Annotated in this window: 23 protein-coding genes and 1 riboswitch; of the genes, 18 read left to right on the top strand and 5 right to left on the bottom strand. The window is 69.5% G+C overall.

Features of this window, described 5'->3' with window-relative positions:
* Nucleotides 1-165: 165 nt before the first annotated feature.
* From WC969_00750 to WC969_00740, 3 genes are read right to left on the bottom strand one after another with little or no spacing between them, the layout of a single operon-like run.
* Nucleotides 166-1,107, bottom strand: coding sequence for a hypothetical protein (locus tag WC969_00750; protein ID MFA6028357.1), 942 nt, complete (start codon nt 1,105-1,107; stop codon nt 166-168).
* A 26-nt stretch (nt 1,108-1,133) separates the two neighbouring features.
* Nucleotides 1,134-1,703, bottom strand: coding sequence for a LemA family protein (locus WC969_00745; GenBank protein ID MFA6028356.1), 570 nt, complete (start codon nt 1,701-1,703; stop codon nt 1,134-1,136).
* Complete coding sequence (locus WC969_00740) at nt 1,700-3,370, bottom strand: ATP-binding protein (GenBank protein MFA6028355.1); 1,671 nt, start codon at nt 3,368-3,370, stop codon at nt 1,700-1,702. The genes WC969_00745 and WC969_00740 overlap by 4 nt, the downstream gene beginning before the upstream one ends.
* 223 nt (nt 3,371-3,593) lie before the next feature.
* On the opposite strand from WC969_00740, the gene WC969_00735 reads away from it, so the two are divergent.
* The 15 genes from WC969_00735 to hcp all read left to right on the top strand — a co-directional run bounded on the left by WC969_00735 (nt 3,594) and on the right by hcp (nt 21,930).
* The gene (locus WC969_00735) at nt 3,594-4,190 is read left to right on the top strand and encodes a 4Fe-4S dicluster domain-containing protein (protein MFA6028354.1); all 597 of its coding nucleotides are present in this window, start codon (nt 3,594-3,596) and stop codon (nt 4,188-4,190) included.
* Nucleotides 4,187-5,050 (top strand): CoB--CoM heterodisulfide reductase iron-sulfur subunit B family protein, encoded by an 864-nt coding sequence (locus WC969_00730; GenBank protein MFA6028353.1) that lies wholly within the window; start codon nt 4,187-4,189, stop codon nt 5,048-5,050. The genes WC969_00735 and WC969_00730 overlap by 4 nt, the downstream gene beginning before the upstream one ends.
* A gap of 2 nt (nt 5,051-5,052) precedes the next feature.
* Nucleotides 5,053-7,080 (top strand): CoB--CoM heterodisulfide reductase iron-sulfur subunit A family protein, encoded by a 2,028-nt coding sequence (locus WC969_00725; GenBank protein MFA6028352.1) that lies wholly within the window; start codon nt 5,053-5,055, stop codon nt 7,078-7,080.
* Entirely contained in the window at nt 7,070-7,588 is a 519-nt protein-coding gene (locus tag WC969_00720) for a hydrogenase iron-sulfur subunit (protein ID MFA6028351.1), read from the top strand. The genes WC969_00725 and WC969_00720 overlap by 11 nt, the downstream gene beginning before the upstream one ends.
* Nucleotides 7,581-8,549: an oxidoreductase gene (locus WC969_00715; protein ID MFA6028350.1), complete on the top strand. Its 969-nt coding sequence runs from the start codon at nt 7,581-7,583 to the stop codon at nt 8,547-8,549. The genes WC969_00720 and WC969_00715 overlap by 8 nt, the downstream gene beginning before the upstream one ends.
* 63 nt (nt 8,550-8,612) lie before the next feature.
* Complete coding sequence (locus WC969_00710; GenBank protein MFA6028349.1) at nt 8,613-10,079, top strand: Ni/Fe hydrogenase subunit alpha; 1,467 nt, start codon at nt 8,613-8,615, stop codon at nt 10,077-10,079.
* A gap of 110 nt (nt 10,080-10,189) precedes the next feature.
* Nucleotides 10,190-10,690, top strand: coding sequence for a hydrogenase maturation protease (locus WC969_00705; protein ID MFA6028348.1), 501 nt, complete (start codon nt 10,190-10,192; stop codon nt 10,688-10,690).
* Nucleotides 10,683-11,084 (top strand): hydrogenase maturation nickel metallochaperone HypA, encoded by a 402-nt coding sequence (locus WC969_00700; protein ID MFA6028347.1) that lies wholly within the window; start codon nt 10,683-10,685, stop codon nt 11,082-11,084. The genes WC969_00705 and WC969_00700 overlap by 8 nt, the downstream gene beginning before the upstream one ends.
* Nucleotides 11,081-11,749 (top strand): hypothetical protein, encoded by a 669-nt coding sequence (locus WC969_00695; GenBank protein ID MFA6028346.1) that lies wholly within the window; start codon nt 11,081-11,083, stop codon nt 11,747-11,749. The genes WC969_00700 and WC969_00695 overlap by 4 nt, the downstream gene beginning before the upstream one ends.
* A 58-nt stretch (nt 11,750-11,807) precedes the next feature.
* Nucleotides 11,808-12,200 (top strand): hypothetical protein, encoded by a 393-nt coding sequence (locus tag WC969_00690; protein ID MFA6028345.1) that lies wholly within the window; start codon nt 11,808-11,810, stop codon nt 12,198-12,200.
* Nucleotides 12,197-12,469 (top strand): hypothetical protein, encoded by a 273-nt coding sequence (locus WC969_00685; GenBank protein ID MFA6028344.1) that lies wholly within the window; start codon nt 12,197-12,199, stop codon nt 12,467-12,469. The genes WC969_00690 and WC969_00685 overlap by 4 nt, the downstream gene beginning before the upstream one ends.
* A gap of 81 nt (nt 12,470-12,550) precedes the next feature.
* Nucleotides 12,551-18,454, top strand: a complete 5,904-nt coding sequence (locus WC969_00680) for a hypothetical protein (GenBank protein ID MFA6028343.1) — start codon at nt 12,551-12,553, stop codon at nt 18,452-18,454.
* A gap of 13 nt (nt 18,455-18,467) precedes the next feature.
* A complete protein-coding gene (locus WC969_00675) occupies nt 18,468-19,151 on the top strand; it encodes a Crp/Fnr family transcriptional regulator (GenBank protein MFA6028342.1) in 684 nt (227 codons plus the stop codon).
* A 144-nt stretch (nt 19,152-19,295) separates the two neighbouring features.
* Nucleotides 19,296-20,168 (top strand): 4Fe-4S binding protein, encoded by an 873-nt coding sequence (locus tag WC969_00670; GenBank protein ID MFA6028341.1) that lies wholly within the window; start codon nt 19,296-19,298, stop codon nt 20,166-20,168.
* A gap of 106 nt (nt 20,169-20,274) precedes the next feature.
* A complete protein-coding gene (gene hcp, locus WC969_00665; protein ID MFA6028340.1) occupies nt 20,275-21,930 on the top strand; it encodes a hydroxylamine reductase in 1,656 nt (551 codons plus the stop codon).
* Between the two features lie 48 nt (nt 21,931-21,978).
* Here hcp and WC969_00660 read toward each other — a convergent pair whose 3' ends face one another.
* Nucleotides 21,979-22,470 (bottom strand): hypothetical protein, encoded by a 492-nt coding sequence (locus WC969_00660; GenBank protein ID MFA6028339.1) that lies wholly within the window; start codon nt 22,468-22,470, stop codon nt 21,979-21,981.
* A 39-nt stretch (nt 22,471-22,509) separates the two neighbouring features.
* On the opposite strand from WC969_00660, the gene WC969_00655 reads away from it, so the two are divergent.
* The 3 genes from WC969_00655 to WC969_00645 all read left to right on the top strand — a co-directional run bounded on the left by WC969_00655 (nt 22,510) and on the right by WC969_00645 (nt 24,950).
* Nucleotides 22,510-23,826, top strand: coding sequence for a sodium:alanine symporter family protein (locus WC969_00655; GenBank protein ID MFA6028338.1), 1,317 nt, complete (start codon nt 22,510-22,512; stop codon nt 23,824-23,826).
* A gap of 93 nt (nt 23,827-23,919) precedes the next feature.
* Nucleotides 23,920-23,996, top strand: a riboswitch (cyclic di-GMP riboswitch).
* 158 nt (nt 23,997-24,154) lie between these two features.
* A complete protein-coding gene (locus tag WC969_00650; GenBank protein MFA6028337.1) occupies nt 24,155-24,322 on the top strand; it encodes a hypothetical protein in 168 nt (55 codons plus the stop codon).
* A gap of 55 nt (nt 24,323-24,377) precedes the next feature.
* Nucleotides 24,378-24,950 carry a pseudouridine synthase gene (locus tag WC969_00645; protein ID MFA6028336.1) on the top strand — a complete coding sequence of 191 codons (573 nt, stop codon included), beginning with the start codon at nt 24,378-24,380 and terminating at the stop codon, nt 24,948-24,950.
* Nucleotides 24,951-25,027: 77 nt separating this feature from the next.
* Here the strand turns inward: WC969_00645 and WC969_00640 are convergent, their stop codons facing one another.
* Nucleotides 25,028-26,284: an aminoacetone oxidase family FAD-binding enzyme gene (locus tag WC969_00640; protein MFA6028335.1), complete on the bottom strand. Its 1,257-nt coding sequence runs from the start codon at nt 26,282-26,284 to the stop codon at nt 25,028-25,030.
* Nucleotides 26,285-26,421 lie beyond the last annotated feature (137 nt).

Below are 26,421 nucleotides of genomic sequence, written 5' to 3'. Positions count from 1 at the left end.
GGCTTCCTGATGGGAGCATTCACCCCTAAGCGTTTCCGTTCCGAAAGGCGCTGCAGGTACATCGCAAGGCCGCGCTACGCCTGTTCGTGCGCCAGATCGATCTCGTCCTGATTACTTACTCGGCGCTTCCGGGTGGACCCACGGCAAACCCGGAAGCGCCATTACTTATTCCGCCTGCACGACGTGCAGGCGGACGGCGAGGTAGGCGACGCAGGCGACGCAGAGGATCGGGCCGCCCAGGATCATGAGCCAGGCCGACCAGCCCAGCTCTCCGAGCAGTTCGGACTCCGTCTCGTCGGCGACGACGAAGGTCCCCGCGTCGCCCTGACGGACGACGGCCGAGGCGATGAAAGCGTCCGAGGGGGAGTCCGGCGGCGCCGCGTCGGCCTTCGCGAGCGCGTCCTGGAGCTCCCGCACGCCGGCGTCCCACTCCTGGGGGTCCACCATCCCGTCGCCGTTCGCGTCGAGCGCCCTCATCTTCGCCGCGTCCCCTTTCAGGCGCCGGACCGCGTCCTGGAGCGTGAGCTTCACCGCCCGGGCCGCGCGCCGGTGCAGCGGGGGCCGCTCGTCGAGCGGCATGGCGCTGCCGAGTATGTAGAGCGGGTCCCCCGGCCGGAGGATGCGGGCGTTGAGGCGCCGGCTGCTCCAGCTGTCCCCGACCACGGCGCGGATGTAGGCCGCGATCTCCGGGGGCGCGCCCGAGAGGAGGCCGGTGCCGTAGGAAGCGTCGACCTTGTAGCGCTTGTCGGCTCCCCCCGGCTGGACGAGGACGCGGCCGGTCTCGTCGATGAACCAGAACGGGTCGCCCGTGTTGTCCGCGGTATGGATGGTGACCCAGCGGCTGTTCTTGCCCGAGCCGCGGTGCTCCTCGATCACGATGCGCCAGCAGACGGCGTCCTGGCCGTAGATGGGGTCCGGGCGGACCTCCAGCGCGTCGGCCTTCCCGCAGAGCTCGACGGTCCCCATCGCCATCGAGCGCACCTTGGAGGTGGCGATGGCCTCGACGAGCCGCTTGAGACGGAGGCTCTGGAACCCCGAATAGAACAGCGTCGCGCCCACGCCCGCGCCGATGGCGGCGGCGACGACGTCGTCGTTCTTGGAACTCACCTAAGCCTCGCCCTGAGCTTTGGAGGTCAGGGCTGTGCGATGTCGATCGCGACGTCCTGACGGTCGGCCTCGGAGACCTTGAACATCTCCTGCGGCTGGAGGTTCATGAACGAGGCGACGAAGGAGTCCGGCAGGGACTGGATGCGGATGTTGTAGTTGTTGACCGTCTCGTTGTAGAACTCGCGCCGGTCGGCGAGCTGGCTCTCGAGGTCGGAGATGCGGCCCTGGAGCTGCTGGAAGGAGGCCTGCGACTTGAGGTCGGGGTAGTTCTCGGCCACCGCGAAGAGCTGCCGCAGCCCGGCGGTGAGCTGGCCCTCGGCCTCGGCGCGCTGCGCCACGCCGGTGGCGCCCTGGGCCGTGCTCCTCAGCGCCGTGATCTTCGTCAGCGTGTCCTTCTCGAACTTCATGTAGGACTCGCAGGTCTTGATGAGCTTCGGGATCTCGTCGTGGCGCTGCTTGAGCAGCACGTCGATGTTGGCCCAGGCCTTCACGATGTTGTTCTTGACGATGATGAGGCCGTTGTAGACGGTCACGAAGTAGGCGACGAGGCCGACGAGGGCGAAGCCCAGCAGGCCCAGCAGCACGAGCGCGTTCATTTCAGTGCCTCCCGGATGCGGCGGTCGAACTCCGATATGTCGAAGGGCTTCTCGAGGACCTGGAGTCCTTTGAACTTCAGCAGGGTCTCGAGCGCGGCGGCGGTGACGGAGCCGGAGACGGGGACGATGGGTACGTCGCGGAGCTTCTCATCGGCGTCCAGATGCGCGAGGAACTCCCCGGGGCTCATCCCCGGCATCTTGATGTCCATGATGAGAAGATCGGGGCGCTCCGCCCGCATGAGCCGGAGCGCCTCGTCGAAGCTCTCGGCCTTGGCGAGGTCGACGGAGAGCGGCTTGAGCAGGGTCTCGATGAGGGGGACGCAGCCGGGGTCGTCCTCGGCGAGCACGACCCGCCGCCGCCGGGTCGGCGCGGAGGGAGCGTTCGCGCGCGCCGGCGCGGGAGGGGGCGGCGGGGCGGGGAGCTTCGGGAGCGGGAACTCGATGGTGAAGCGTGCGCCTCCTTCCGGGGGGGCGTCGAGGCGGATGGTCCCGCCGTGGTCCTCGACGATCTGCCTGGAGATGCTCAGGCCGAGGCCGGTCCCCTGTCCGGCGGGTTTCGTCGTATAGAAGGGTTCCCAGACCTTGTCGGCGGCCTCGGGGGGGATGCCGGGCCCGTCGTCCTGCACGACGACGCGGACTCGACCGTCCTCCCGCGAGGTGCGGACCCGGATGAGCCCTCCGCCCTTCTCGCGCAGGGCCTGGTCGGCGTTGCCGAGGAGGTTGAAGAGCACCTGCTGGAACTCGGGACCGGCGAGCTCGACGGCGGGCAGGTCGGCGGCGAGGGTCTCCTCGATGCGCACCGGCGAGAGGACCATGTCGCAGCGCTTGAGCTCGATGCACTCCAGGATCAGCGCGTTGAGGTCGCAGGCGCCCTTGCCGCTCTTCTGGCTGCGCGCGAAGGCGAGCATGTCCTGGAGCGTGCGGCGGCAGCGCAGGGCTCCTTCCTCGACGCGTTCGAGCGCGCGGCGCAGACGGGGCGCGTCGTCCGGCCCCCCGAGTCCGACCTGGGCGAAGCCGAGCACGGAGGCCAGCGGGCTCTTGAGCTCGTGGGCGATGCTCGCCGAGAGCGTGCCGAGCGTGGCGAGGCGGTCCATGTGCTGGAGCTTCTCGCGCGCCTCGCGGCGCTCGCGCTCGGCGCGCTCCTGCTCTTCGGCGAGGCGGTGCACGGCTCGGCGCTCGCCGGCGGCCACGCGCATCGTGACCCCGGCGGCGGCGAGGAGCGTGAGCATCTTCACGACCATCGAGAGGACCTCGACCCAGATGCGGAAGCGGAGGGATTCCGCGTGGAAAAGGAGGAGGAGCGCGAGGGCCGCGCCGGTCGTCCAGAGGATCCCTCTCTCTCGGAAGGCGAGGCAGGCGCTGAAGATGGGGAGGAGGAACATGACCCAGAAGTAGGAGACGTGCCCGCCGGAGTAATAAAGGATGGCGGCGATGAGCAGGGTGTTCGCGCCCACCGCGACGGCCTGGCGGCGCTCGGGAGGCAGCCGCCGCGCGAGGAGCCCGAAGTTGAGGAGGTTGAAGGCGAGGAGGGCCAGGAAGGCCCAGAGGATGTGCGGGTAGACGAAGTCCGGGTTCTCGCGGCCGAGGTACGCCGCGATGCCCATCATCAGCGTGAAGGCGACGCTGTCGGCTCCGCCCGGGAATCCGCGCGTTTTAGCGGGGTCCATCGGACTCATAGTACATCTAGAACCTCGGTTCCGCCAGCCCCCGCCCCGCGGGACGGCCCCCCGACGGCGCAGCGAGCTGTTCCGCGGGCGCGGGGCGGGGGCTTCCCGGCCGTTATCCCGGGCGGGGGTCTTTGCAGGTGCCTTGCCCACACTTGGAGGGAAGTTGTAAACTCACATCAACTCCGGCTCAGCCGGACCAAGAGTGGCACCCTAAGGAGGGCGCATGAGCCCCTTCAAGCAACAGATCAAGTACGAGGCGGAGAGGGACACGCGCTTCGCCGACGAGATCATGTCGATGCCGGGCTGCGAGGACCTGGGCGGCTGCATCCAGTGCGGCACCTGCTCGGGCATCTGCCCGCTCAGCATCTACATGGACTACACGCCGCGGCGCATCATCAACCTCGCGCGCGCCGGCTTCAAGGAGGACGTGCTCTCGAGCCAGACCATCTGGCTCTGCGCCTCCTGCTACAACTGCACCGTCGAGTGTCCGAAGGACATCAAGATCACGGACATCATGTACGCGCTCAAGCAGCGCGCCATCCGCGACGGCGTCTACCCGAAGCGCTTCCCGATCCCGGTCCTCGCCCGCGAGTTCTTCGCGATGGTCCGCCGCAGCGGCCGGGTCACCGAGAACTGGCTGGCGACCTTCCTTTACCTGAAGACGGACTGGTTCGCGATGCTGAAGATGGCCGGCCTGGGGCTCAAGCTCATGCGCACCGGGCGCTTCACCTACGGCTTCGAGGGCATCGAGAACAAGGAGCAGCTGCGCAAGCTGCTCGATACGCCGCACAGCGAGACGGTCTCCGGAGGGGCGCGATGAGATACTCCTATTTCCCGGGCTGTTCGCTCAAAGGGACCGGCAAGGCCTACGAGGAGTCGATGCTCCCCGTGTTCAAGGCCCTGGGCATCGAGGTCAACGAGCTCAAGGACTGGAACTGCTGCGGCGCGACCGCCTACATGGCCGTCGACGAGTCCGCGGCGCTCCGGCTCTCGGCGCGCAACCTCGCCATCGCCGAGCAGGCGAAGGACGAGGTCCTCGCCCCCTGCAGCGCCTGCTACCTGGTCCTGCGCAAGACGCAGAAGTACATCCAGGACTACCCCAAGGTCCGCGCCGACGTGGACGCGGCGCTCACGAACGCCGGCCTTCAGTATCACGGGAAGGTCGAGGTCAAGCACCCGCTCGACATCCTGGTCAACAAGGTCGGGCTCGACGCGATCAAGAAGCGCGTCGCCAAGCCCCTCAAGGGCCTGAAGGTCGCGACCTATTACGGCTGTCAGATCGTGCGGCCCTATTCGACCTTCGACAACCAGGCGCGGCCGGTGACGATGGACAAGCTCCTCGAGGCGCTCGGGGCGACCGTCGTGCACTACCCGCTCAAGACGCGCTGCTGCGGCGGCAGTCTCACGGGGACGCTCTCCGAGGTCGGGCTGCGGCTCGTCTACATCCTGCTCAAGGAGGCGCGCAAGAACGGGGCGGACGTCATCTCCACGCTCTGCCCGCTCTGCCAGTTCAACCTGGACGCCTTCCAGGACCAGGTGAAGGACAAGTACGGCGACGTCACGACGCCCGTCGTCTACTTCACCCAGCTCATGGGGCTCGCCTTCGGGCTCGACCCGAAGGAACTGGGCCTCAAGCGCAACATCGTGCCGGCCGAGCCGGCGCTCGCGGGGAAGGTCTGAGCATGAGCCATCACAAACACGGGAACAATCAGGGCAACGGCGGCTCGGAGCCGGTCCGCGTCGGCGTCTACACCTGCTACTGCGGCTCGAACATCGCCGCGATGGTGGACGTCGAGGCGGTCGCCAAGTTCGCCGAGAAGCTTCCGGGCGTGGTCGTCTCCCGCGCCTACAAGTACATGTGCTCGGACCCCGGGCAGGAGCTCATCGCCCAGGACATCAAGGAGCATAAACTCAACCGCATCGTGGTCGCCGCGTGCTCGCCGCTGCTGCACGAGCACACCTTCCGCACCGCGACCGGCCGCGCGGGCCTGAACCCCTACTTCCTGCACATGGTCAGCATCCGCGAGCACGCCTCCTGGGTGCACGACGACAAGGCCAACTCCACGGAGAAGGCCAAGGAGATCCTCCAGGGCGCCGTCGCCCGGGTGGCGCTCCACAAGGCCCTCGAGAAGGCCAAGGTCCCGGTGAACCCCGACGTGCTCGTCGTCGGCGGCGGCATCGCGGGCATCCACGCCGCGCTGACGCTGGCCAACGCGAACAAGAAGGTCATCCTCGTCGAGCGCGACGCCACCATCGGCGGGCACATGGCGAAGTTCGACAAGACCTTCCCGACGCTCGACTGCGCGGCCTGCATCCTGACGCCCAAGATGTCGGCGGTGCGGGCCCACCCGAACATCACGCTCAAGACCTGGGCCGAGGTGACGAAGGTCGAGGGCTACGTCGGCAACTTCAAGGTCCAGATCAAGCAGAAGCCCCGCTACATCAACGAGGACCTCTGCGTGGGCTGCATGGAGTGCATCAAGGCCTGCGTCTTCAAGGAGCCCAAGTTCTCGGATGAGTTCAACCAGGGGCTCGGCAAGCGCAAGCCGGTCTACATCCCGTTCCCGCAGGCCGTCCCGCCGGTGGTCCTCGTCGACCCGGCGACCTGCCTCAAGCTCAAGACCGGCAAGTGCAAGCAGACCTGCGTCGAGGCCTGCGGCGAGCGCAAGGCCTTCGACTTCGAGCAGAAGGAGACCTTCGAAGAGGTCCAGGTCGGCACCGTCATCGTCGCGACCGGCTTCAAGACCTTCGACGCCGGACGCCAGGCGCTCTACGGCTACGGCGTCTACCCCGAGGTCTACACGGCGCTCGAGATCGAGCGGCTCATCAACGCCTCGGGGCCGACCGGCGGACACCTCGTCACGAAGAAGGGCGAGGCCCCGAAGTCGGTGGCCATCATCCACTGCGTGGGCTCGCGCGACGAGCACACCAACAAGTGGTGCTCGCGCGTCTGCTGCATGTACTCGCTGAAGCTCGCGCACATGATCAAGGCGCACACCACCGCGCAGGTCTACAACTTCTACATCGACATGCGCGCCGCGGGCAAAGGCTACGAGGAGTTCTACAACCGCGTCCTCGAGGAGGGCGTCCAGTTCATCCGCGGCCGCGTGGCCGAGGTCACCGACTGGGCGATGACCCCCGACGAGGAGGGGCGGCTCGTCGTCCGCGCCGAGGACACCCTCGCCGGCTTCGTGCGCCGCATCCCGGCGGACATGGTCGTGCTGGCGACCGGCCTGGAGCCCCATAAGGACGCCCAGGACGTGCGCCGCATGTTCAACATGAGCTGCTCGGGCGAGGGCTTCTTCCTGGAGCGGCATCCGAAGCTCGCCCCGGTCAACACGCCGACCGACGGCATCTTCCTCGCGGGCGCCTGCCAGGGCCCCAAGGACATCCCGGACACCGTCGCCCAGGCCGGCGCGGCGGCCGCCGAGGCGCTGGCGCTCATCGACCGGGGCCACGTCGAGATCGAGCCCAACACCGCCTACGTCGTCGAGGAGGAGTGCTCGGGCTGCAAGACCTGTCTCTCGATGTGCCCGTACACGGCCATCACCCGCGACGAGGTCAAGAAGAAGGCCGTCATCAACCCGGCGATGTGCAAGGGCTGCGGCACCTGCGTGGCCGCCTGCCCGTCGGGCTCCATCCGCCAGAACCTGTTCGAGGACGAACAGGTGCTCGTAGAGATCGAGGAGGTACTGACCCGTGCAGCATAAAGACAAGACCCCGCAGGCCCCCGAGGCCTGGAAGCCGCGGCTCCTCGCGATCTTCTGCAACTGGTGCACCTACACGGCGGCCGACCTGGCCGGCGTGTCCCGCATGAAGTACGCCGACAACGTCCGCATCGTGCGCGTCATGTGCTCGGGCCGCGTGGACCCGCAGTTCGTGCTCGACGCGTTCGCGCGCGGGGCCGACGGCGTGCTCATCGGCGGCTGCCACCCCGGCGACTGCCACTACATCGAGGGCAACTACAAGGCCCTGCGCCGCAGCGAGCTCCTCAAGCGGATGCTCGCCGACATGGGCATCGAGCCCAAGCGCTACCGTCTCGAGTGGATCTCCGCCTCCGAGGGCGACAAGGTCCAGCGCGTCATCAACGAGATGGTCACCGAGATCAAGGCGCTCGGCCCGCTCGACCTTCCGGGCCGCGCGAAGGCGTGGGACGAGGAAGTCGCGGAGCTCGAGGGCGAGCTGAAGGAGAAGAAGGGGGAATGCGCGAATGTCTAAGCCCAAAGTCGCCTTCTACTGGTGCGCGTCCTGCGGCGGCTGCGAGGAGTCCATCGTGGACCTCGCCGAGGACATCCTCGGCGTCGTCGCCGCGGTGGACATCGTCCTGTGGCCCGTGGCCATGGACTTCAAGCGCCATCACGTCGAAGCCATGCCCGACGGCTCCATCACCGCGACGCTCCTCAACGGCGCCATCCGCACCTCCGAGCAGGAGGAGATGGCCCGGCTTCTGCGCCGCAAGACCCAGGTCCTGATCGCCTACGGCGCGTGCGCGCAGTCCGGCGGCATCCCGGCGCTCGCCAACCAGTTCTCGCGCGAGCAGATCCTCAAGTACGTCTACGAGGACTCTCCGAGCACGGTGAACCCGGAGAAGACGCGGCCGCAGACCCGCTTCGAGGAAGAGGGCCGCGTCGCGGAGCTCCCGGAGTTCCGCAACGTCGTGCGCTCGCTCGACCAGGTCGTCGACGTCGACTACTACCTCCCCGGCTGCCCGCCGACCCCGAAGGTCCTCAAGGGCGCCCTGGAGGCCCTGCTCTCGGGCAAGCTGCCGCCCAAGGGGACGATCCTCTCGCCCGACACGGCGACCTGCATGGACTGCCCCCGCCTGGACAGCAAGCCGCAGGACCTCGCCATCGAGCAGTTCCGGCGGCCGCACCTGACGGCGATGGACCCGGAGAAGTGCTTCCTCGCGCAGGGCGTGCCCTGCATGGGGTCCGGCACCCGCGGCGGCTGCGAGGCCCAGTGCCCGAAGGGCAACATGCCCTGCACCGGCTGCTTCGGCCCGACCTCCAAGGTCCACGACCAGGGCGCGAAGCTGCTCAGCGCGCTGACCTCGACGCTGGCCGCGAAGGACGAGGCCGGCATCAACCAGGCGCTCAAGGGCATCCCGGACCCGGTGGGGACCTTCTACCGCTACGGTCTGGCCAAGTCGCTGCTGCGCCGTAAAGTCGACCTTCAATAGGAGAACACGATGCAGGCACAAAAGGTCTGGGACGAAGCGAGCAAGCGGGCCAACGCGGCCTACATGAACGGGCGCCGCCGCATCACGGTGGACCCGATCACCCGGCTGGAGGGCCACGGGAAGATCGACATCTTCCTCAACGACAAGGGCGACGTCGACCGCGCCTACTTCCAGGTCCCCGAGCTGCGGGGCTTCGAGATCTTCAGCCTCGGCCGACCGGCCGAGGACATGCCGCAGATCACCAGCCGCATCTGCGGCGTCTGCCCGACGGCGCACCACATGGCCTCGACGAAGGCGCTCGACGACCTCTATCAGGTCGAGCCGACCTCCACGGCCAAGAAGATCCGCGAGCTCGTCTACAACACCTTCATGCTCGAGGACCACGCGCTGCACGTCTACATCCTCGGCGGCCCGGACTTCATCGTCGGCCCCGACGCGCCTCCGGAACTGCGCAACGTGCTCGGCGTCATCGAGAAGGTCGGCATCGACGTGGGCAAGCGCGTCATCACGACCCGCCGGCGCCTGCGCGAGATGATCGCGGCCATCGGCGGCAAGGTCATCCACCCCGTGCTCGGCCTGCCCGGCGGCGTGGCCAAGGGCATCTCCAAGAAGGACCTGCCCGAGTTCCAGAAGCTGGCCAAGGACGGCCTCGAGTTCGCGCTCTTCACGAAGCAGGTCTTCCACGACATCGTCCTCAAGAACAAGGGCTACGTCGACCTCATCACCTCCGACGCGTTCACCCACCGCACCAACTACATGGGGCTCGTGGACAAGAACAACAAGGTGAACTTCTACGACGGGATGGTCCGCGTGGTCGGTCCGGAGGGGAAGGAGGTCGTGAAGTATCGGGCCCAGGACTACCGCGAGCAGATCGCCGAGCACGTCGAGCCCTGGAGCTACGTGAAGTTCTGCTACCTCAAGAAGCTCGGCTGGAAGGGCTTCACGGACGGCGCCGACAGCGGCGTCTACTCCGTGGCCCCGCTGGCGCGGCTCAACGCCTCCGACGGGATGGCGACCCCGCAGGCGCAGGCCGCCTACGAGGAGTACTTCAAGACCCTCGGCGGCAAGCCCGTGCACCACACCCTCGCCAACCACTGGGCGCGCGTCGTGGAGATGGTCTACGCGGCGGAGCGGATGGTCGAGCTCCTCAGCGACCCGGAGATCACGAGCGACGACCTGCGCAACATCCCGACCGCGACGCCCAAGGTCGGCATCGGCGTCGTCGAGGCGCCGCGCGGCACGCTCTACCATCACCTCGAGACGAACGCCGACGGCATCCTCACGAAGGTCAACCTCATCGTCGCGACGCAGAACAACTCCGCGCGCATGGCGATGAGCGTCGAGAAGGCCGCCAAGGGCCTCATCAAGGGCGGCGAGGTCTCCGAAGGCCTGCTCAACAAGGTCGAGATGGCCTTCCGGGCCTACGACCCCTGCCACGCCTGCGCGACGCACTCCCTGCCCGGCGACATGCCGCTCATCGCGACGATCCGCGACGCCTCGGGGAAGACGCTGCGCGAGATCACTCGCTAAATGCGTTCCGCATTTAGCGGGGGTGTCGGGAAAAGTTGCCGCCGCGCGTCGGCGGCGCCTGCGGTAGGTTGCCCTTCTCGGGCGCGAATTTCCCGGCGGTCGTCGTTTTGATGAGCCGGGAAATTGGCGCCAAGCCCACGCTGCTTCTCGCCCTCGGCAACGACATCCTGGGCGACGACGGGGTGGGCCTCGTCGTCGCCGAGCGCCTGAAGGACCGGGTCGGAGAAGGCGTCGAGATCCTCGCCACCTCCGAGTCCGGCTTCCGCGTCATGGAGTTCCTCGAGGGCTACGACAACGCCCTCCTCATCGACTCGGTGAGCACCGGGCAGAACCCGCCCGGGACGGTGCTCGAGTTCACGCGGGAGGCGTTCGCGCGCATCAAGGCGCCCTCTCCGCACTACGCGGGGATGTCGGAGGTCTTCGAACTGGCCGACCGTCTCGGCCTGACCTTCCCCAAGAACTTCCGCGTGCTCGCGATGGAGATCGTCTCTCCGAAGGACTTCTCCGTCGGACTGAGCCCCGAGGTGGAGCGCGCCATCCCCGGCCTCGTCGAGCGGGCGGGCGAGCTGCTGCTGGACTGGGAGAAGGAGAAGGGGGCGCCCGATGCATGAATACTCGCTGATGGAGCGCGTGCTGGAGACCGTGCTCAAGGACCTCGAGGGCCGCGGCATCCAGAGCGCCTCCCAGGTCAAGGAGCTCTCCCTGCGCGTGGGCGCCCTGGAGCTCCACTCCGTGGAGTCCTTCGAGCAGGCCTTCGCCGCGCTCACGAAGGGGACGCTGCTCGAGAAGGCCGCGCTCAAGCTCGACGTGTTCCCGGCCTCCTACGACTGCCGGGCCTGCGGACACAAGGGGCCCTGCGGCGACGATTCCGTGGACCACCACGACCCGACCCCGGCGGCGCCCTGCCCCAAGTGCGGCGCGGTCGCGCTGCTGAGCGGGGGACGCGGCGTGGAAGACCTTTCGCTCGTGATCGAAGACGCTCAGAAAAAAGGAGGAGTACGATGATCCAGGTGCTTTTGTCCGCCGTCCTCAGCATGCCGGTCCTCGCGGAGGAGCCGAAGCCGGCCGCTCCCGTCGAGACGCCCAAGCTCGAGGCGCCCGCCAAGATCGCGGAGACGCCGAAGGCCGAAGCCCCCAAGGCGGAGACGCCGAAGGCCGAGACGCCGAAGATCGAGACCCCGAAGGTCGAGGCCCCGAAGGTCGAGGCCCCGAAGGTCGAGATCCCGAAGGCCGAAGCCCCCAAGACCGAGCCCGTCGCGGCCGCGCCGGCCCCCAAGCCCGTCAAGGCGAAGGTCCTCACCGAATGCGCCGCCTGCCTGACGCCGCTCATCGACGGCTACAAGGGCGTCCTCGCGGATCTCGAGAAGTGGACCGCCGAGGTGGACGCCCAGACCGCGGCCGCCGAGGAGAGCTTCCAGAAGCTGCAGAAGGGCATCTCCGACAACGAGGTCGCCATCACGAAGGCCAAGCTGGAGGGCGGCAAGGCGAACAAGGAGCGCGTCAAGGAGCTCAACAAGCAGAATAAGACGCTCTGGAGCGAGCTCGAAGCCGCCCGCAAGGCCAAGGCCGCGCTCTGCAAGCAGTTCGGCCGCGACGCCTCCCAGAAGGTCCGCGAGTACAACGCGTCCATCCAGGAGAAGCTCAAGGAATCCCAGTCCCGGATGCAATAAGCTCCTCATCCTCCGACCCTCCCTCCCCTGCGGGGGAGGGCAGGGTGGGGGGGGATCCATGAGCAGCCGTCTCCTCACCGCCGTCCTCCTCCTTGTCGCCGCCTTCGGCGCGTCCGGCGCTCTGCGCGCGGCTCCGTCCTCTTCCGGCCTGCCCGCCTCCCGCCTCTGTCTGGGCTACATGGAGGACCGGCCGCAGGTGCGTTCGGCCGGGATCTACCGCTGCCGCCCGAGGGGGAAGGGCGCCGCGGTCTACGAGCTCACCTTCGCGGCGGAGGACGTCGGCTCGGACTACTTCGCGGAAGACGGCGCCTTTCTGGTCCGCTGCGGAGAGTTCGGCCCGCCGGGAGCCGCGCCCGCGGCCTGCGAGCGCATCGCGCGCCTCTCGTGCGACCGGAGCCGGGATCTCACACCCGAGCTGTGCCGTCCGTCCAAGAAGCGGCGGCGGCGATGAAGCGGACGCTGCCCGTTCTCGCGCTCATCCTGCTCGCGGCGGGCCTCTTCATCCTCTATCGCTCCGAGACCTGGAGTCCGGCGCCGGCGGACCCCGCTCCCGAGGTGCTCTACCGGGCGTCGAGCGAGAAGTCTCTCCCGCCGCCCGGTTCCCCGGCTCCCGCGGAGCCGAGGCGGGGCATCCCGAAGGGGAAGGCCGCCGCGGCCCTCGCCGTGCTCGTCGTCGGGGCGGGGCTGTCCTCAGGGCGCACCCCCCGGCGTCCGGCTTGAACAATCTGGGCCCTTAGGGCCAAAATCGCATAGGCCCCCTGGCACTAACCCGCTAGGTCTTTTATACTCACAATTACCTATATGGACAGGGTGCGCCGGGGGCTCCCGAAGTTCCTTAACGTCGCGATGGCGCTCGCCGTCGCGCTCTCCTCGTTCCCCCTGGACCTCGTCGCCGCCACCGTGGTCGTCGGTCGGGCGGTCCCGGCCTCGGACAACCCCGCGCTCAAGGCCTTCGAGGATTGCCTCGCGGCCCGCAGGGGCGACCTCGAACATCGTTCCAGCTGTCTGAAGAAGGCCGCCGAGGATGCCGCGCGCGCGGAGGACTCGGGGAACGCCCTCGCCGTCGCCGACTGGCCGGGCGCCCTCCTCCTTTCACACGCCGCCGCCAAGGAGACGCTGGACAAGGAAGGCGAGCGCCTCGCCGCGGACAAGCGCGAGGAGATCGCCCAGCGCCTCGAGAGCGTCCGTCTCTTCTGCGAAGCGCGCAGGAGGATCAGCCGGACCGATTCGAGCTGCGGGAGCAACTGCAGGGCCGCCCTGAAGGCGTATGCCCGCCGTGCGCTCGCACAGGAGGACGGCGAGGCGCTGCGCAGCGTCGATAAGAAGATCGAGAGAGTGGACAAGGCGGCCAAGGCCGGCGACCAGGACATGGTCTGGACCCTCCTCGGCGGCCTTTACGACAACCAGGAGGGCCGCAGCGGACGCGTCGGCGCGGACGACGCGGCGGTCGTCCTGGGGTCGGAGGGCTCCGCGGTCTCCGACGAGGTCCGGGCTCCCGCCAAGGGCTTCATCCCCGCCGCCGTGCCGGCGTCCCTGCCGAACGTCACCCGCACCCCGGCGAAGGAGGATTCCCCGGTCCGGACGGCCGCCGACGAGGCGCTCCGGAACACCTGGGGCCTGCCGGCGGTGGAATCCTTCGCCAACGACCGCTTCCAGAAGCGCGCCGGGCTGCTTCAGAGCGCCGCCGCGGCCTTGAGCGGGCTGGGCGCGGCGAGCGACGGGCTCGACCTCGCCGCGGCCGACCGCCGGCTCATCTCCGAGCTGCGCGCGCGCGCGGGGATCGCCTGGCCCTCGAAGGCCAAAGACCAGAACGAGCTGAAGAGCCGGATGCAGGGCTTCTTCACCGCCCTCCAGGACAAGGTCAAGGCCGCGGTCGAGGCGAAGGACCGGCCGGCCTACGACCGCTACAGCGCCGTCCTCAAGTACTTCGCCGAGCGCGAGCAGTACCGCGCCTACCTCTGGGAGGCCGTCAGCGCCCGCCGGGTCCCGCACAACCAGCGCTTCGAGCCCTGGGAACTGGGCCAGGACGCCGAGCGCGACGCCCTGGCTTCGCAGGCCGCGGGCGCCGTGGTCGGCATCCGCTACGTCGTCCAGTCCCAGGGAGGAGAGACCTTCGGCGGCTTCGAGATGCGCTTCGCCGAGGGGTACACCCGCTACGACGGCTTCACCGGGACGCCGGGGAAGGGGAACCACCTCATCATCGCTTTCGACGAGAAGACGAAGACCGAGAACCGGGCGCTCAACACCCCGGAGCGCGCGAACATCGAGATCCGCAAGAACGGACGCCTCATCCAGACCCGCCTCGAGGAGATCGCCCGCAAGCTCAGCGTCCAGACCGAGTACGGCCTCGACGGCAAGGTCGCCAAGATCGTCTCGACCGACGGGAACACCGGGCTGACCACCATCGAGGACCACGCCACCGGCGCAAAACACGTCGGGGTCCTCGACGCGAAGACCGGTTTCCAGGCCCGCGAGGTCACGCAGAAGGACGGCACCCGCGTCGACTTCCCCAGCGCGAACATCACGCGGGTGCGCCGCTACGACGAGAAGACGAAGAAGGACGCCGTCCTCTCCTATCAGATCAAGCTCGACGCGCTCGAGGGGCTTTCCGGGGAGAAGCGCCGCGCCGCCGCCGGACGGCTCGCCGCCGAGATCCTCGCGGCCGTCGGGAAGGCCAACCCGCGCTTCAAGGACGACCCCGGCGGCCGCTACAGCCGGCCGCTGACCGAGCTGCTCGTGGACCTGTCGTCCTTCCCCAAGTGGCTGGAGACGATGCGGCGCATCCAGCCCCCGGAGCTCGCGGGGAAGGCCGGCGCCGAGCTCGAGCGGCTCTCCGTCGGGCCCGACGGCGCGCTCACGATCGTCCTCCGCTATCCCGACGGGACCTTCGAGGCGGTGCGTGCGACCTTCGAGAACGGCGGCGCCCAGGACGCCGCCGGCAAGTCCCAGGCCTCGCTCATGGTCTCGCGGCCCCAGCGCTTCGACAAGGACTTCAAGCCGGAGGGGAGCGCGAGCCCCTTCTTCTGGTTCGCCTACCTCGCCGACGGGAGCCTCGAGGAGATCGCCCCGGAGCAGTCCGTCGAGAAGCACTGGGTGCGCTCCGACAAGGACATCCTGCGCCTGAAGGGCGTGTTCATGGCCCGCGGCCAAGACGGGCGCTGGACCGAGAAGGGCCGGACGACCCTCGAGGAGATCAAGACCGAGAAGGGCAACGGCATCGGCGCCACGATCGGCGGCTGGGTCGACGGCACCTGGGTCGGGAAGGGCTTCAAGTACACCGGCGAGTTCGCCGACAACGCCTGGAAGAGCATCAACGGCGGCCTGCACCTGGCCATCGGCTACGGCTTCGACTCGGACGCCTACAAGCTCTCCGGCTACAGCTTCCTCTCCGAAGGCAGCTACTACAAGAGCGTCGACTTCTACTCCAAGCTCTCCGAGGACAACAAGTCCTACGTCGACGCCACCGCGATGGACCAGCGCCAGAAGGCCCTCAAGGAGCAGGGGCTGAGCTCGAAGACCGTCGCGCCGAGCATGCTGCGCACCCTCAACACCTCCGCGCCGACCGACCTCGAGCGGCGCGCCGGGCTGGGCTCCTTCAGCCACATCGCCGAGCAGTACTTCCAGATGGGCGCCGAGTCGGACAGCGCGCTCGTCAAGGCGCTCTGCTACGGCGCCGGCGGGGTCTCCATCGTCGGCGAGAAGGCCGGGCGCATGCTCCTCGACCCCGCCTTCTGGGCCACGGTCGGCCTCGGGGCCGGCATCAACATGGCCAAGGGGGCGCTCGCCACCGGCGGGTCCTTCATGGGGATGACGGGGCAGTCTCTCGCCGTCGCCACGCGCGGGATGCAGCTGCTCAACGTGTCCATCACGATGCCCTTCATCGCCCCGATGGTCGCCAACGTGGCCGAGAACATCGCCTACATCCCCGAGGACATCAAGAACAAGGACGTGGCCAAGGTCGTCGAACGCACCGCGAACCTCCTCGTCGACGGCTTCATGGCCTGGCAGATCGGCAAGGGCGGCGTCGAGAGCGCCCGCGACCTCTTCAAGCCGCTCCCGCGCCCCGCGCCGGCGACTCCCGCGAACGTGACTCCCAACACCCCGGCCCCCGCGAAGGCCGAGGCCCCTACGCCCGCGAACCTGCCCGAGGCCCCGCCCGCCCGCGCCGAGGTCCAGACGCCCGCGGCGCCGCGCGAGGGCGCGGTCCCCAGGAACATCCCGACCCCCAAGGGCGGCGACGGCGCCTCGCTCTTCGACGGCGGCGGCAAGCAGACCGCTTCGAACTCCGGCTCGGGCACGAGCGGCGGGGCGGAGAGCGGCGCGCGCGGCAGCAACTTCTTCAACCTCGGCGGCGGGGACGGCGCGAAAGGCGCTTCCAAGACGGCGCCCGCTCCCGCGCCGGTCGCGACCGCCGTCGCGCCCAAGACGGCGCCGGCGCCGGCGGAGGTCTCCCGCGCACCGGCGCCGGTCGTCCAGAACGGCTCGAGCGCCAAGGCGGTCCAGACCAACGCCATCGAGGCGACGGCCTCCGCCCCCGCGAAGACCGCCGTCCAGCCCGCGCTCAAGACGGGCTCTCAGCCGGTCCTTGAGACTTCCGCCCCGGCTGTGCAGCAGGCCGTCCAGGCGAAGAGCGTCCAGCCCCCGCTCAACGCTCCCGCGCCCGTGCAGACGGCCCTCGCGCAGCCCTCCGCCGCCGGTCAGACCGCGGTCCTCGAGGCGCCCGTGACGCCGGCGGGCGAGGGGACCGCCGTGCGCGGGACCAAGCGCTTCTCCCTCTCCGACCTCTTCCGCAGCCGCCGCGGCGTCGAGGAGGCGCCGACGCGCACCGAGAACGTCGCGCCGCCCAAGACCGCCGCGGGAGTCGACGGAGAGCTCCTCGTCTCCTCGCTGGCCGGAGACCCCGGCTCCTCGGTCGCCCGGATGAGGCCCAACTTCGTGCAGAAGCCCCACCTCGGAGCGCCCGGCGAATCGGCGGCCCCGCGGCTCGAAGTCTCCGGCAGCCCCGAGGCCGGGGCGTCGCTCAAGCCGGGCAAGGGCGCGCCCGCCCAGCCGGCCGCGGGCGCGAAGCCGGCGGCGAAGCCCTCGACGGAGAGCGCCTCCGCGCCCGCTCCCGAGGGCATCCTCGCCCGCGTCGAGAAGTGGATCAAGGGGCGGGAGAAGACCTCCGCGCTCGAGGACGTCCGGAGCACGCGCCAGGCCGAGCGCGCCACGCGCGCCGCGCTCAAGCAGAAGGCCGCCGAGGTCGAGACGCGGCGCCTGGCCGTGGAGAGCGCTAAGGGCGAGGGCGCGGGGACGCTCAAGCAGTGGTGGCTGCGCCGCAAGGCGTCGGCCGCGGAGAAAGAGCTTTCGAAGGTCCAGAAGGAACTCGAGAAGGTCTCCGCCGAGAAGGCGAAGGCGCAGGAGAAGGCGAGCGAGCGGGTGGGCGCGAAGGAGGCCCTCGGCCGCGAGTACCGCGACTATCTGCGCAGCGACGCGGGGACCAAGGCCCGCGCGGCCGCGGCCAAGGAGGCCTCCGCCGGCCGGGGCAGCAAGTGGCTCAAGTACACGATGATGCTGGGCCCGATCCTGGGCTTCGGCGTGTACAACTACATGTCGAGCAACAAGGAGCCCGCCAAGCAGCCGTGGGAGGACCGCGAGGACGGCACTCCGCCTCCGCCGGTCTCCATCGGGACCGATGGAGAGAACCCCGACGAGAACCCGGACAAGTCCCGCGGCGGCGACGAGGAGCGCGTCGCGGCGCAGGGCGACGAGGAGACGGACGCCGAGGATCCGGACGCGACGACCCAGACCCAGGCCGGGACACAGACGGGGACGCGCCCCGGCGAGAAGCCCGGCGCCGACGACAACGCTTTCGTCAACGGCACCGTCTCGGCGGACCCCAAGGACAAAGGCAAAGACGCCGGCGGCCCCGCCGATGCCGATTCCGATAAGGGCAAGGCCAAGGGCATCAAGGGCGGCGGCATGGGCGGCGGCGGAGGCGGCGGAGGCGGCGGCGGGGGCGGAGGAGGAGGAGCAGGGGGAGGAGCGGGAGGAGGCAGCGACGGCAGCGGCAGCGGTCAGGGCAGCAGCGGCACCGACCCCTTCCCCCGCGGCAGCGGCGCGGCCTCCACGGACCTCGCCTCCAAGCCGGCGACGAGCGTCAACGACATGCGCAACGCCATGGTCCCCCAGGCGCCGGTCGCCTATTCCTACTCGACGCCCATCGATCCCCGCAGCGAGACGGCCCCGCACCGGGACTCCGGCCGCGCGAACCGCAACCAGTCCGCCGGGAACTTCGCCAAGACCGTGAGCAAGGCCGCGAGCGCCGCGGCGCCGAACACGACCTACCGCGGCGGCCCCAGCGGCGGCGCCGAGGCCTTCGACGGGCAGTCCATGCGTCCGCGCAAGCAGCCCGACCAGAAGGCCTCGAAGAGCGCCGCCTCCTCTCCCGCCCCGCTCTCCGCCTCGTCCTCCGGACTCATCCAGGGCGCCGCGAAGGCTCCGGCGGCGGGAGAGACCGTCGAGGAGGACGACTCCTCGGCTCTCAACGACCTGCGCAGCGCCGAGAACCTCTGGGGCTCCGCCGGCGACCGGCCCAAGCTCCCCGTCAACGAAGGACGCGACTCGGTCATGCTGCTCCTGCGCATCGCCCTCCTCCTCGGCGGGCTCTTCCTCGTCAAAAATACTAAGCTCGCCTACCTGCTCGGCCTGCGCCGCGGCCGCTGAGCGCTTCTTCACGATGACGCCCGACCCCTCCGCCAAGTTCCTTCGCGCCCTCAAGGACGCGCCGATGTTCTCGGCGGTCGGCGACGCCGCCCTGCGCCGCTTCTTCGCGCGCTGCACCCTGCGGCGCGCGCGGGCCGGGGAGCTCCTCTTCGCCGCCGGCGCGCGGGCCGACCGCTTCTACGCGGTGCTCCACGGCCGGGTCAAGGTCTATAAGATCTCCCCGAAGGGCGACGAGCAGACTCTGCATCTCTACGGGCCGGGCCGCACCCTCGGCGAGGCCGCGATGTGGGCGCGCGGGGGCTATCCCGCCTTCGCCGCGGCTCTCGAGGACTCCCTGCTCCTCGCCGTCTCCAGCGAGGCCCTGCGCCGCTCCGTCGCCGAGGACCCGGACCTGGTCATGGGCATGCTCGCGGGGATGTCCGCCAAGCTCCAGGAGTTCGTGCGGCTCATCGAGGAGCTCTCGCTCAAGGACGTCCCGGCCCGGCTGGCCGGCGTCCTCCTCGCGGAGTCCCGCCGCGCGGGCGGTCCCCGCTTCACGCTGCGCCAGAGCAAGAAGGAGCTCGCGGCGCAGATCGGGACCATCCCGGAGACCCTCAGCCGGGCCTTCGCGAAGCTTAAAGCTGCGGGCGCCCTTGAGGTCCGCGGAGCCTCCATCCTTATCAAGGACCCCGCCCTCCTCCAAAAGCTCTCCCGCTAAGCAGGAATCCCCAGAGGGGATTCCTGCTCCGGTTAGGCAGAGCAGAAACTCTTCCCGCAAGCACGCCCCCTCGCCTCTCCCGTCGGGAGAGGCGAGCTGACTTAAGTCAAGGACTCCGCTGCGTCCTCGCGGCATACTATCCCCATGAGCAGCGACATGGCGATGAAGAAGACCACGCGCAAGATCGTCCATATCGACGAGGAGAAGTGCGACGGCTGCGGGCTCTGCGTGCCGAGCTGCGCCGAGGGCGCCATCAAGATCGTCGACGGCAAGGCGAAGCTCCTCGCGGACAACCTCTGCGACGGGCTCGGGGCCTGCCTCGGCGAGTGCCCGCGCGGCGCCATCACGGTCACGGAACGCGCCGCCGACGCCTACGATGAAGCGGCTGCGGCGCGCGCGTCGGCCTCCTCTCGCGCCGTCCCTTCGCCGCTAGGGCCCGACGAAGGGACGGCGCGCGCGTCGGCCTCCTCTCGCGCCGTCCCTTCGCCGCTAGGGCCCGACGAAGGGGTCCATGCCTTCAAGAAGAAGTCGGCGCACGCCCATGCGCACCCTCATCCGCACGGGGGAGGCGGCTGCCCCGGCTCCCGCATGCAGAACCTCATCGTGAATGCCGGGGCCCCGGACTCCGGGCCCCGGCCTTCACGATTGGGACATTGGCCGGTGCAGCTGACGCTGCTCCCCGAGGGCGGGCCGCTCTGGGACGGGACCGACCTCCTCTTCGCGGCCGACTGCGTTCCCTTCGCCATGCCCGACTTCCACGAGCGCCTGCTCGGGGGGAAGACGCTGGCCGTGGCCTGCCCCAAGCTCGACGACAACGACGCCTACGTCGAGAAGCTCTCGCGCATCTTCGCGGACAACGAGGTGCGCTCCGTCACCGTCGTGCGCATGGAAGTGCCCTGCTGCGGGGGCTTGGAGCACATCGTGCTCCAGGCGCTCGCGGCGTCCGGGAAGAAGCTCCCCGTCCGCAGCGTCCTGGTGGGCGTGCGCGGGGCCGTTCTTGGTGAGAGGGCGTTGTAGCGGCCCCCTCACCCCCCAGCCCCTCACCCCCGCCCCCTCTCCCGGCGTGGCGGGAGAGGGGGGATGAAAGATCGAGACGGATATAAAAGGAGGAAGGAAAATGGAGATGTTCTGCTATCAGTGCGAACAGCGGACGCGCGGCGGCGCCGGCTGCATGCAGTTCAGCAACTGCGGAAAGGACCCGGAGACCGGAGTGCTCATGGACCTGCTCGAGCACGCCTGCAAGGGGATATCTCAGTATGCGCACCGCGCCCGGCTCTTGGGCGCGAAGGACCGCGAGCTCGACGTCTTCGTCGTCGAGGCGCTCTTCACCACCGTCACCAACGTGAACTTCGACGCCGCGCGCATCGAGCAATGGGTGCGCCGCGCCGCGGAGCTCAAGGACAAGGCGCGACGGCTCTATGAGGATGCCGCGCGCAAGGCCGGCAAGACTCCGGAGACCCTCACGGGCCCCGCCGCGTGGAAGCCCGCCGCCGACCGCAAGGGGCTGCTCCACCAGTCCACGGAGGCGAGCGTCATGGGCTCCATCCGCCGCCACGGCCCCGACGTCGCCGGGCTCCAGGAGCTCGCGAAGTACGGGCTCAAGGGCATGGCCGCCTACGCCGAGCACGCCCGCGTGCTGGGCAAGGAGGACGAGGCCGTCTACGCGTTCGTCCACGAGACGCTCTCCACGCTCGCCTCCGACCCGACCGACGCCGGCGCCCTGACCGGGCTCGCGCTCAAGGTGGGCGAGGTGAACTTCAAGGTCATGGAGCTGCTCGACGGCGCGAACACGGGCTCCTACGGACATCCCGAACCGACCCAGGCGCGCGTCACTCCGGTGAAGGGCAAGTGCATCCTCGTCTCCGGGCACGACCTCAAGGACCTCGAGCTCCTGCTCAAGCAGACCGAGGGACGGGGACTCAACGTCTACACCCACGGCGAGATGCTGCCTGCGCTCGCCTATCCGGGCCTCAAGAAGTACAAGCACCTCGTCGGCAACTACGGCGGGGCCTGGCAGGACCAGCGCGAGGAGTTCGCGGAGTTCCCCGGCGCGATCCTCATGACCACCAACTGCATCCAGAACCCCGAGGGCTACGTCGGCCGCATCTTCACTTCCGGCCTCGTGGGCTGGCCGGGCGTGCGGCACATCACCGACGGGGACTTCTCCCCGGTCATCGAGGCCGCGCTCGAGGCGCCGGGCTTCCCCGAGGACGAGGAGCCCAAGCACATCACCGTCGGCTTCGGCCGCAACGCGGTGCTGGGCGTCGCGGACAAGGTCATCGACGCCGTGAAGGCGGGCAAGATCCGCCGCTTCTTCCTCATCGGCGGGTGCGACGGGGCGAAGCCCGGCCGCGACTACTACACCGAGCTCGCCGAGGCCGTGCCGAAGGACTGCGTGATCATGACGCTGGCCTGCGGCAAGTACCGCTTCAACAAGCTGGACTTCGGCGACATCGGCGGCATCCCGCGCCTGCTCGACATCGGGCAGTGCAACGACGCCTATTCCGCCATCCAGATCGCGCTGGCGCTCGCCGGGGCCTTCAAGTGCGGCGTCAACGACCTGCCGCTCTCGCTGGTGCTCAGCTGGTACGAGCAGAAGGCCGTCGCCATCCTGCTCACCCTGCTCCATCTCGGGGTCAAGGACATCCGGCTCGGGCCGACGCTTCCGGCCTTCGTCGGGCCCGGGGTGCTGAAGGTCCTCGTGGACACCTTCGGCCTCAAGGCCATCGGTACGCCGGAGAAGGACCTGGAGGATATGCTCAAGCCGGTCGCCGCGTAAGTCGCGCGGAGCATCGGAGAGCGGACGCGCTCGAAAGGGCGCGTCCGCTCAGTCTTTCCAGGGGTAGACGGCGGTGAGCTTCCCGTCGGGGGCGGTCGAGAGGTGGACGCCGTAGACGTCCATCATCCCGAGGTGGAGGGACGCGAGGCCCCGCGGGTAGAGCAGCAGGTCGGAGGCGACGCCCGTCTCCTCGATGCGTGCGCGGCGTCCCATGGCGGCGCGCGCCTCGGCGACGCTCATCCCGGGGGAGGTCCCGGCCCCGGAGTGATGCCAGTCCTCCCAGCCGATCATCGAGGCGGTGACGAAGACGAAGAGGATGCTCGCACAGAGGGCGAGGGCGAAAAGGGCTCCCGCCGCGAGCGCGAGACGGCGCGCGAGGCGCGGGAGGCGCTCGTCCTTCCAGAGCCGCACGCCGGCCCAGGCGAGGGCGGCGAGGGCGGCGAGGGCGAGGAAGCCCAGAAGGGGGGAGTGGACGACGAGCGCCCCGACGAGGTCGAAGAGCATCCACGGCACGAAGAGCAGGAAGAGCAGCGCCTTCATGAGGGAATGTTACCACAGAAATGTGGTTCAATCCCCGCCATGAACGCCATCGAAGCCCTGCTCTCCACCGTCAGCGGCTGGGTCTGGGGACCGCCGCTCCTGATCCTCCTCTGCGGCACCCACCTCTTCCTCACCGTCCGGCTCGGCTTCGTGCAGAAGCACCTCTTCACGGCCATCCGCATCTCCTTCTCGCGGGAGAAGGAGGGGGAGGGCGACGTGAGCCAGTTCGGCGCGCTCATGACCGCCCTGGCCGCCACCATCGGCACCGGCAACATCGTCGGCGTCGCCACCGCGGTCGCCGCCGGCGGGCCCGGCGCGGTGCTCTGGATGTGGCTGACCGGCGTTTTCGGCATCGCCACCAAGTATACGGAGGCCCTCCTCGCGGTGAAGTACCGCGTCCAGAACGCGAAGGGCGAGATGTGCGGCGGCCCCATGTACGCGCTGGAGCGGGGGCTCGGCCTGCGCTGGCTCGGCATCCTCTTCGCCGTCTTCACCGCCGTCGCCGCCTTCGGCATCGGCAACATGGTCCAGGCCAACTCCATCGCCGCGATGCTCAAGGAGTCGATCGGCCTCTCCCCGTGGATCTCCGGCGCGGTCATGACGGTCCTGACCGCCGTCGTCATCCTCGGCGGCATCAAGTCCATCGCCCGGACCTGCGAGCTCCTCGTCCCCTTCATGGCGATCTTCTACGTGCTCGGCTGCGTGATCCTCCTCGCCGTCGGCTGGCGCACCCTGCCCGACACGGTCGCGCTCATCCTGAAGACCGCGTTCACCGGGCAGGCGGCCGTGGGCGGCTTCCTCGGCGCGGGCGTCCGGGAGGCCCTGCGCTACGGCGTCGCGCGCGGGCTCTTCTCCAACGAGTCGGGCCTCGGTTCGGCGCCCATCGTGGCCGCGGCGGCCCAGACGCGCAATCCCGTGCGGCAGGCGCTGGTCTCCTCGACCGGGACCTTCTGGGACACCGTCGTCGTCTGCCTCATGACCGGCCTCGTCGTGGTCAACTCGGGCGCGTGGCAGGGGGGGCTCAAGGGCGCGGCGCTCACGAAGGCGGCCTTCGAGGGCATCCCCGTCGTCGGCCCGCTCATCCTCAGCGTCGGCCTGCTGACCTTCGTCTTCTCCACCATCCTGGGCTGGGAGTACTACGGCGAGAAGGCGGCCGAGTACCTCTTCGGCGCCCGCTCCGCGCTGCCCTACCGCTGGGCCTGGGTCGCCGCGGTCATGCTCGGCTCGGTCACCTCGCTGAAGGCGGTCTGGGACTTCGCCGACGTCTTCAACGGCCTCATGGCCGTGCCCAACCTCGTCGCCCTCCTCCTGCTGGCCAAGGTCGCCGCCGCCGAGACCAAAGAGCATCTCGGCTGAGTGCGCCATGTGACTTTAGTCACATGGCACTTCCGGGGGATCCGAGCATACTGAGGGTGTAGGCTCTCTTCCGCGGCTCGTGAGGGCGCGGAAGGGCGATAAAGGCAAACCCGCCGCAAGGCGGGGGCGCAAAGCCAGGACCCCCGGCGTGGGGGCGTCCGGCCGCCGAACATGACAGTCGAGTCGAAGGCACGTGGAACCGTGCCGCAGCGCAACCTTGTCGCCCGTCCCGGCGGCCGCATTCGCCGTGGCGGGTTTTCCGTTTCCGGGCGGCGAGTTCGCGGGCGTTCGTCGATCACGGCTGTTGGAAGTGGGGAAGGAGACTGAGATGGGCACCCTGGCTATCAGCATCGCATCGCAATCGTTCGCATGCGGGAACGAGCTCCGCAACGTCTGCGCCGCGTTCCTGCTCGTCGGCGGAGCCGTCCTGCTCTCGTTCGCGCTCCGCCTGCTGCTGCGCCGCATCCCCAGCTGGATGCCGAAGCCGGATCTCTGAGCGCTCCGGGGGCGCGGCGGCGCGAATAAGCGCTAGAATCCTTGTCGGCTCCCCCATGGCCGAACATCCCTCCTCCGCGACGCTGCTCATGCTCCACAAGCCGAAGGGCTGCGTCGTCACGACCTCCGACGAGAAAGGGCGCCGCACCGTCTACGACTGCCTCCCCGACTGGGCGCGCCGCGAGGGCTGGATGCCCGTCGGCCGGCTCGACATGGACTCGAAGGGGCTCCTGCTCTTCTCGAAGGGCGGCGTCGACGTCGACGCGCTCACCCGGCCCGGGACGCTGCGCAAGACCTACGAGGTCTGGGTGCGCGGGATGGTCACCGACGAGCACCTCGCGCTGGCCCTCCAGGGCGTCGAGACCCCCGAAGGTCTGTGCCGCGCGCTCTCGGTCGAGCGTATGGGCGGAGCGGGCCCGAAGACGCGGCTCAAGGTCGTCCTGGACGAGGGGAAGAACCGCCACATCCGCCGCCTCTTCGGCGCGATGAAGGACCCCAAGTTCGGCACCCCTCTGAAAGTCCTCGAGCTCAAGCGCATCGCGATCGGCGACCTGAAGCTGGACATCCCGTCCGGCGAATGGCGCTTTTTAAGCGCCGCTGAAGCCGCCGCGCTTATTCCCTCCAAATAAGCCGTTATATTCGTTTTAAACCAGTTTATTTAGAACCTGGTTTGCGCATACCTGGTTCTGGGGAACGAGGTATCGCACTATCTGGAGGGGACGGCGGCGCGGGCGGCGAGGATGCCGGTGGCCCAGGCGAAGTGCAGGTTGAAGCCGCCGCTGTCGCCGTCCACGTCCAGCAGCTCTCCGGCGAGATGGAGGCCCGGGACCTTGCGGGACTCGAGCGTCTCGGGGCGGACCTCTTCGAGGCGGACCCCTCCGGCGCTCACCATCGCGTCTTCCCATGGCCGTGCGCCCGCGAGCTCGAAGCGCCAGCCCTTCAGCGCCCGGCCGAGCGCCTCGAGGCGTCCTTTCTCGAGCGAGGAGACCGCCGCGTGGCGGTCGAAGCCGTTGCGCTCGAGGAACACGTCCGGCACGCTCTCGGGGAGCATGCCGACCAGGAGGCCCTTGAGCGAGCGCGCGGGGAAGCGTGCGGCCCGCTCACGCAGGGAGCCGAGGAACGCGTCCTCCGGCGTCTCGGGGAAGAGGTCCACGGCGCAGGCGACGGGTCCCGCGGCCAGCGCGCGCAGGGCCTCGCGGCTGACGTCGAGCGCCGCGGGGCCGGAAAGGCCGTAGGCGGTGAAGAGGAGCTCTCCGCGGGCCTGGGCGAGGACGCGGCCGCGCGCCTCGGCGCGCAGGACGGCCTCCACGCGGGTCCCCTCGAGCTTGCGGATCCAGCCTTCGCGCACGAGGAGGGGGACGAGCGCGGGGGTGGGTTCCACGAAGGAGTGGCCGAGAGCGCGCGCGAGCTCGAGGCCGGAGCGCGAGCCGCCGAGCTGGGGATAGGAGGGGGCGCCGCAGCAGAGGAGGACGCGTCCGGCGCCCACCGCCTGGCCGTCGTCGAGTCTCACGAGGAAGTCCGCGGCGGCGCGCTCGAAGCCGGCGACGCCGGTCTCGAGGCGCACGTCGACGCCGAGCTCGTTGGCCGCCGACTGGAGCACGTCCACGACGGCGCGGGACTTGCCGCAGCGCGGGAAGACGCGCCCGTCGGGCTCCTCCATGAGCAGGAGGCCGAGTCCCTCGAAGAAGGCGCGGGCGTCGGCGGCGCCGAAGGCGGCGAGCACGGTCCGGACGAAGGCGGGGTCTCCGCCGTGATAGCGTTCGGGCCGGGGGTCGCGGTGGAAGAGGTTGCAGCGGCCGCCGCCGCTGGCGAGGATCTTGCGGCCGAGGGCCTTGCCCTTCTCGAGCAGGACGACCTTCGCGCCGGCGCGCGCGGCCGTGACGGCCGCCGCGAGCCCGGACGCTCCTCCTCCGACCACGACGACGGTGGGCTTCATCGAGACCATGATATCATTAGAAGCCATCCCCAAACCCCGCCGCGCCTGCAAACGCGTCTCTCGGCCGCCTGCTTCGTTGCTCTGACGCCTGCATACCTCCAGTATGCCGGCATCCTCGCGCCTCGCATTCGGCTCGAGATCCGCGTTTTCGCGTTCCGACGGGG

It is taken from the genome of Elusimicrobiota bacterium (genome assembly GCA_041660925.1).
GTDB lineage: Bacteria > Elusimicrobiota > Elusimicrobia > UBA1565 > UBA1565 > JBAZUV01.
The sequence above is the reverse complement of the archived record's forward strand: the minus strand, read 5'-3'. Positions and strand labels throughout refer to the sequence as shown.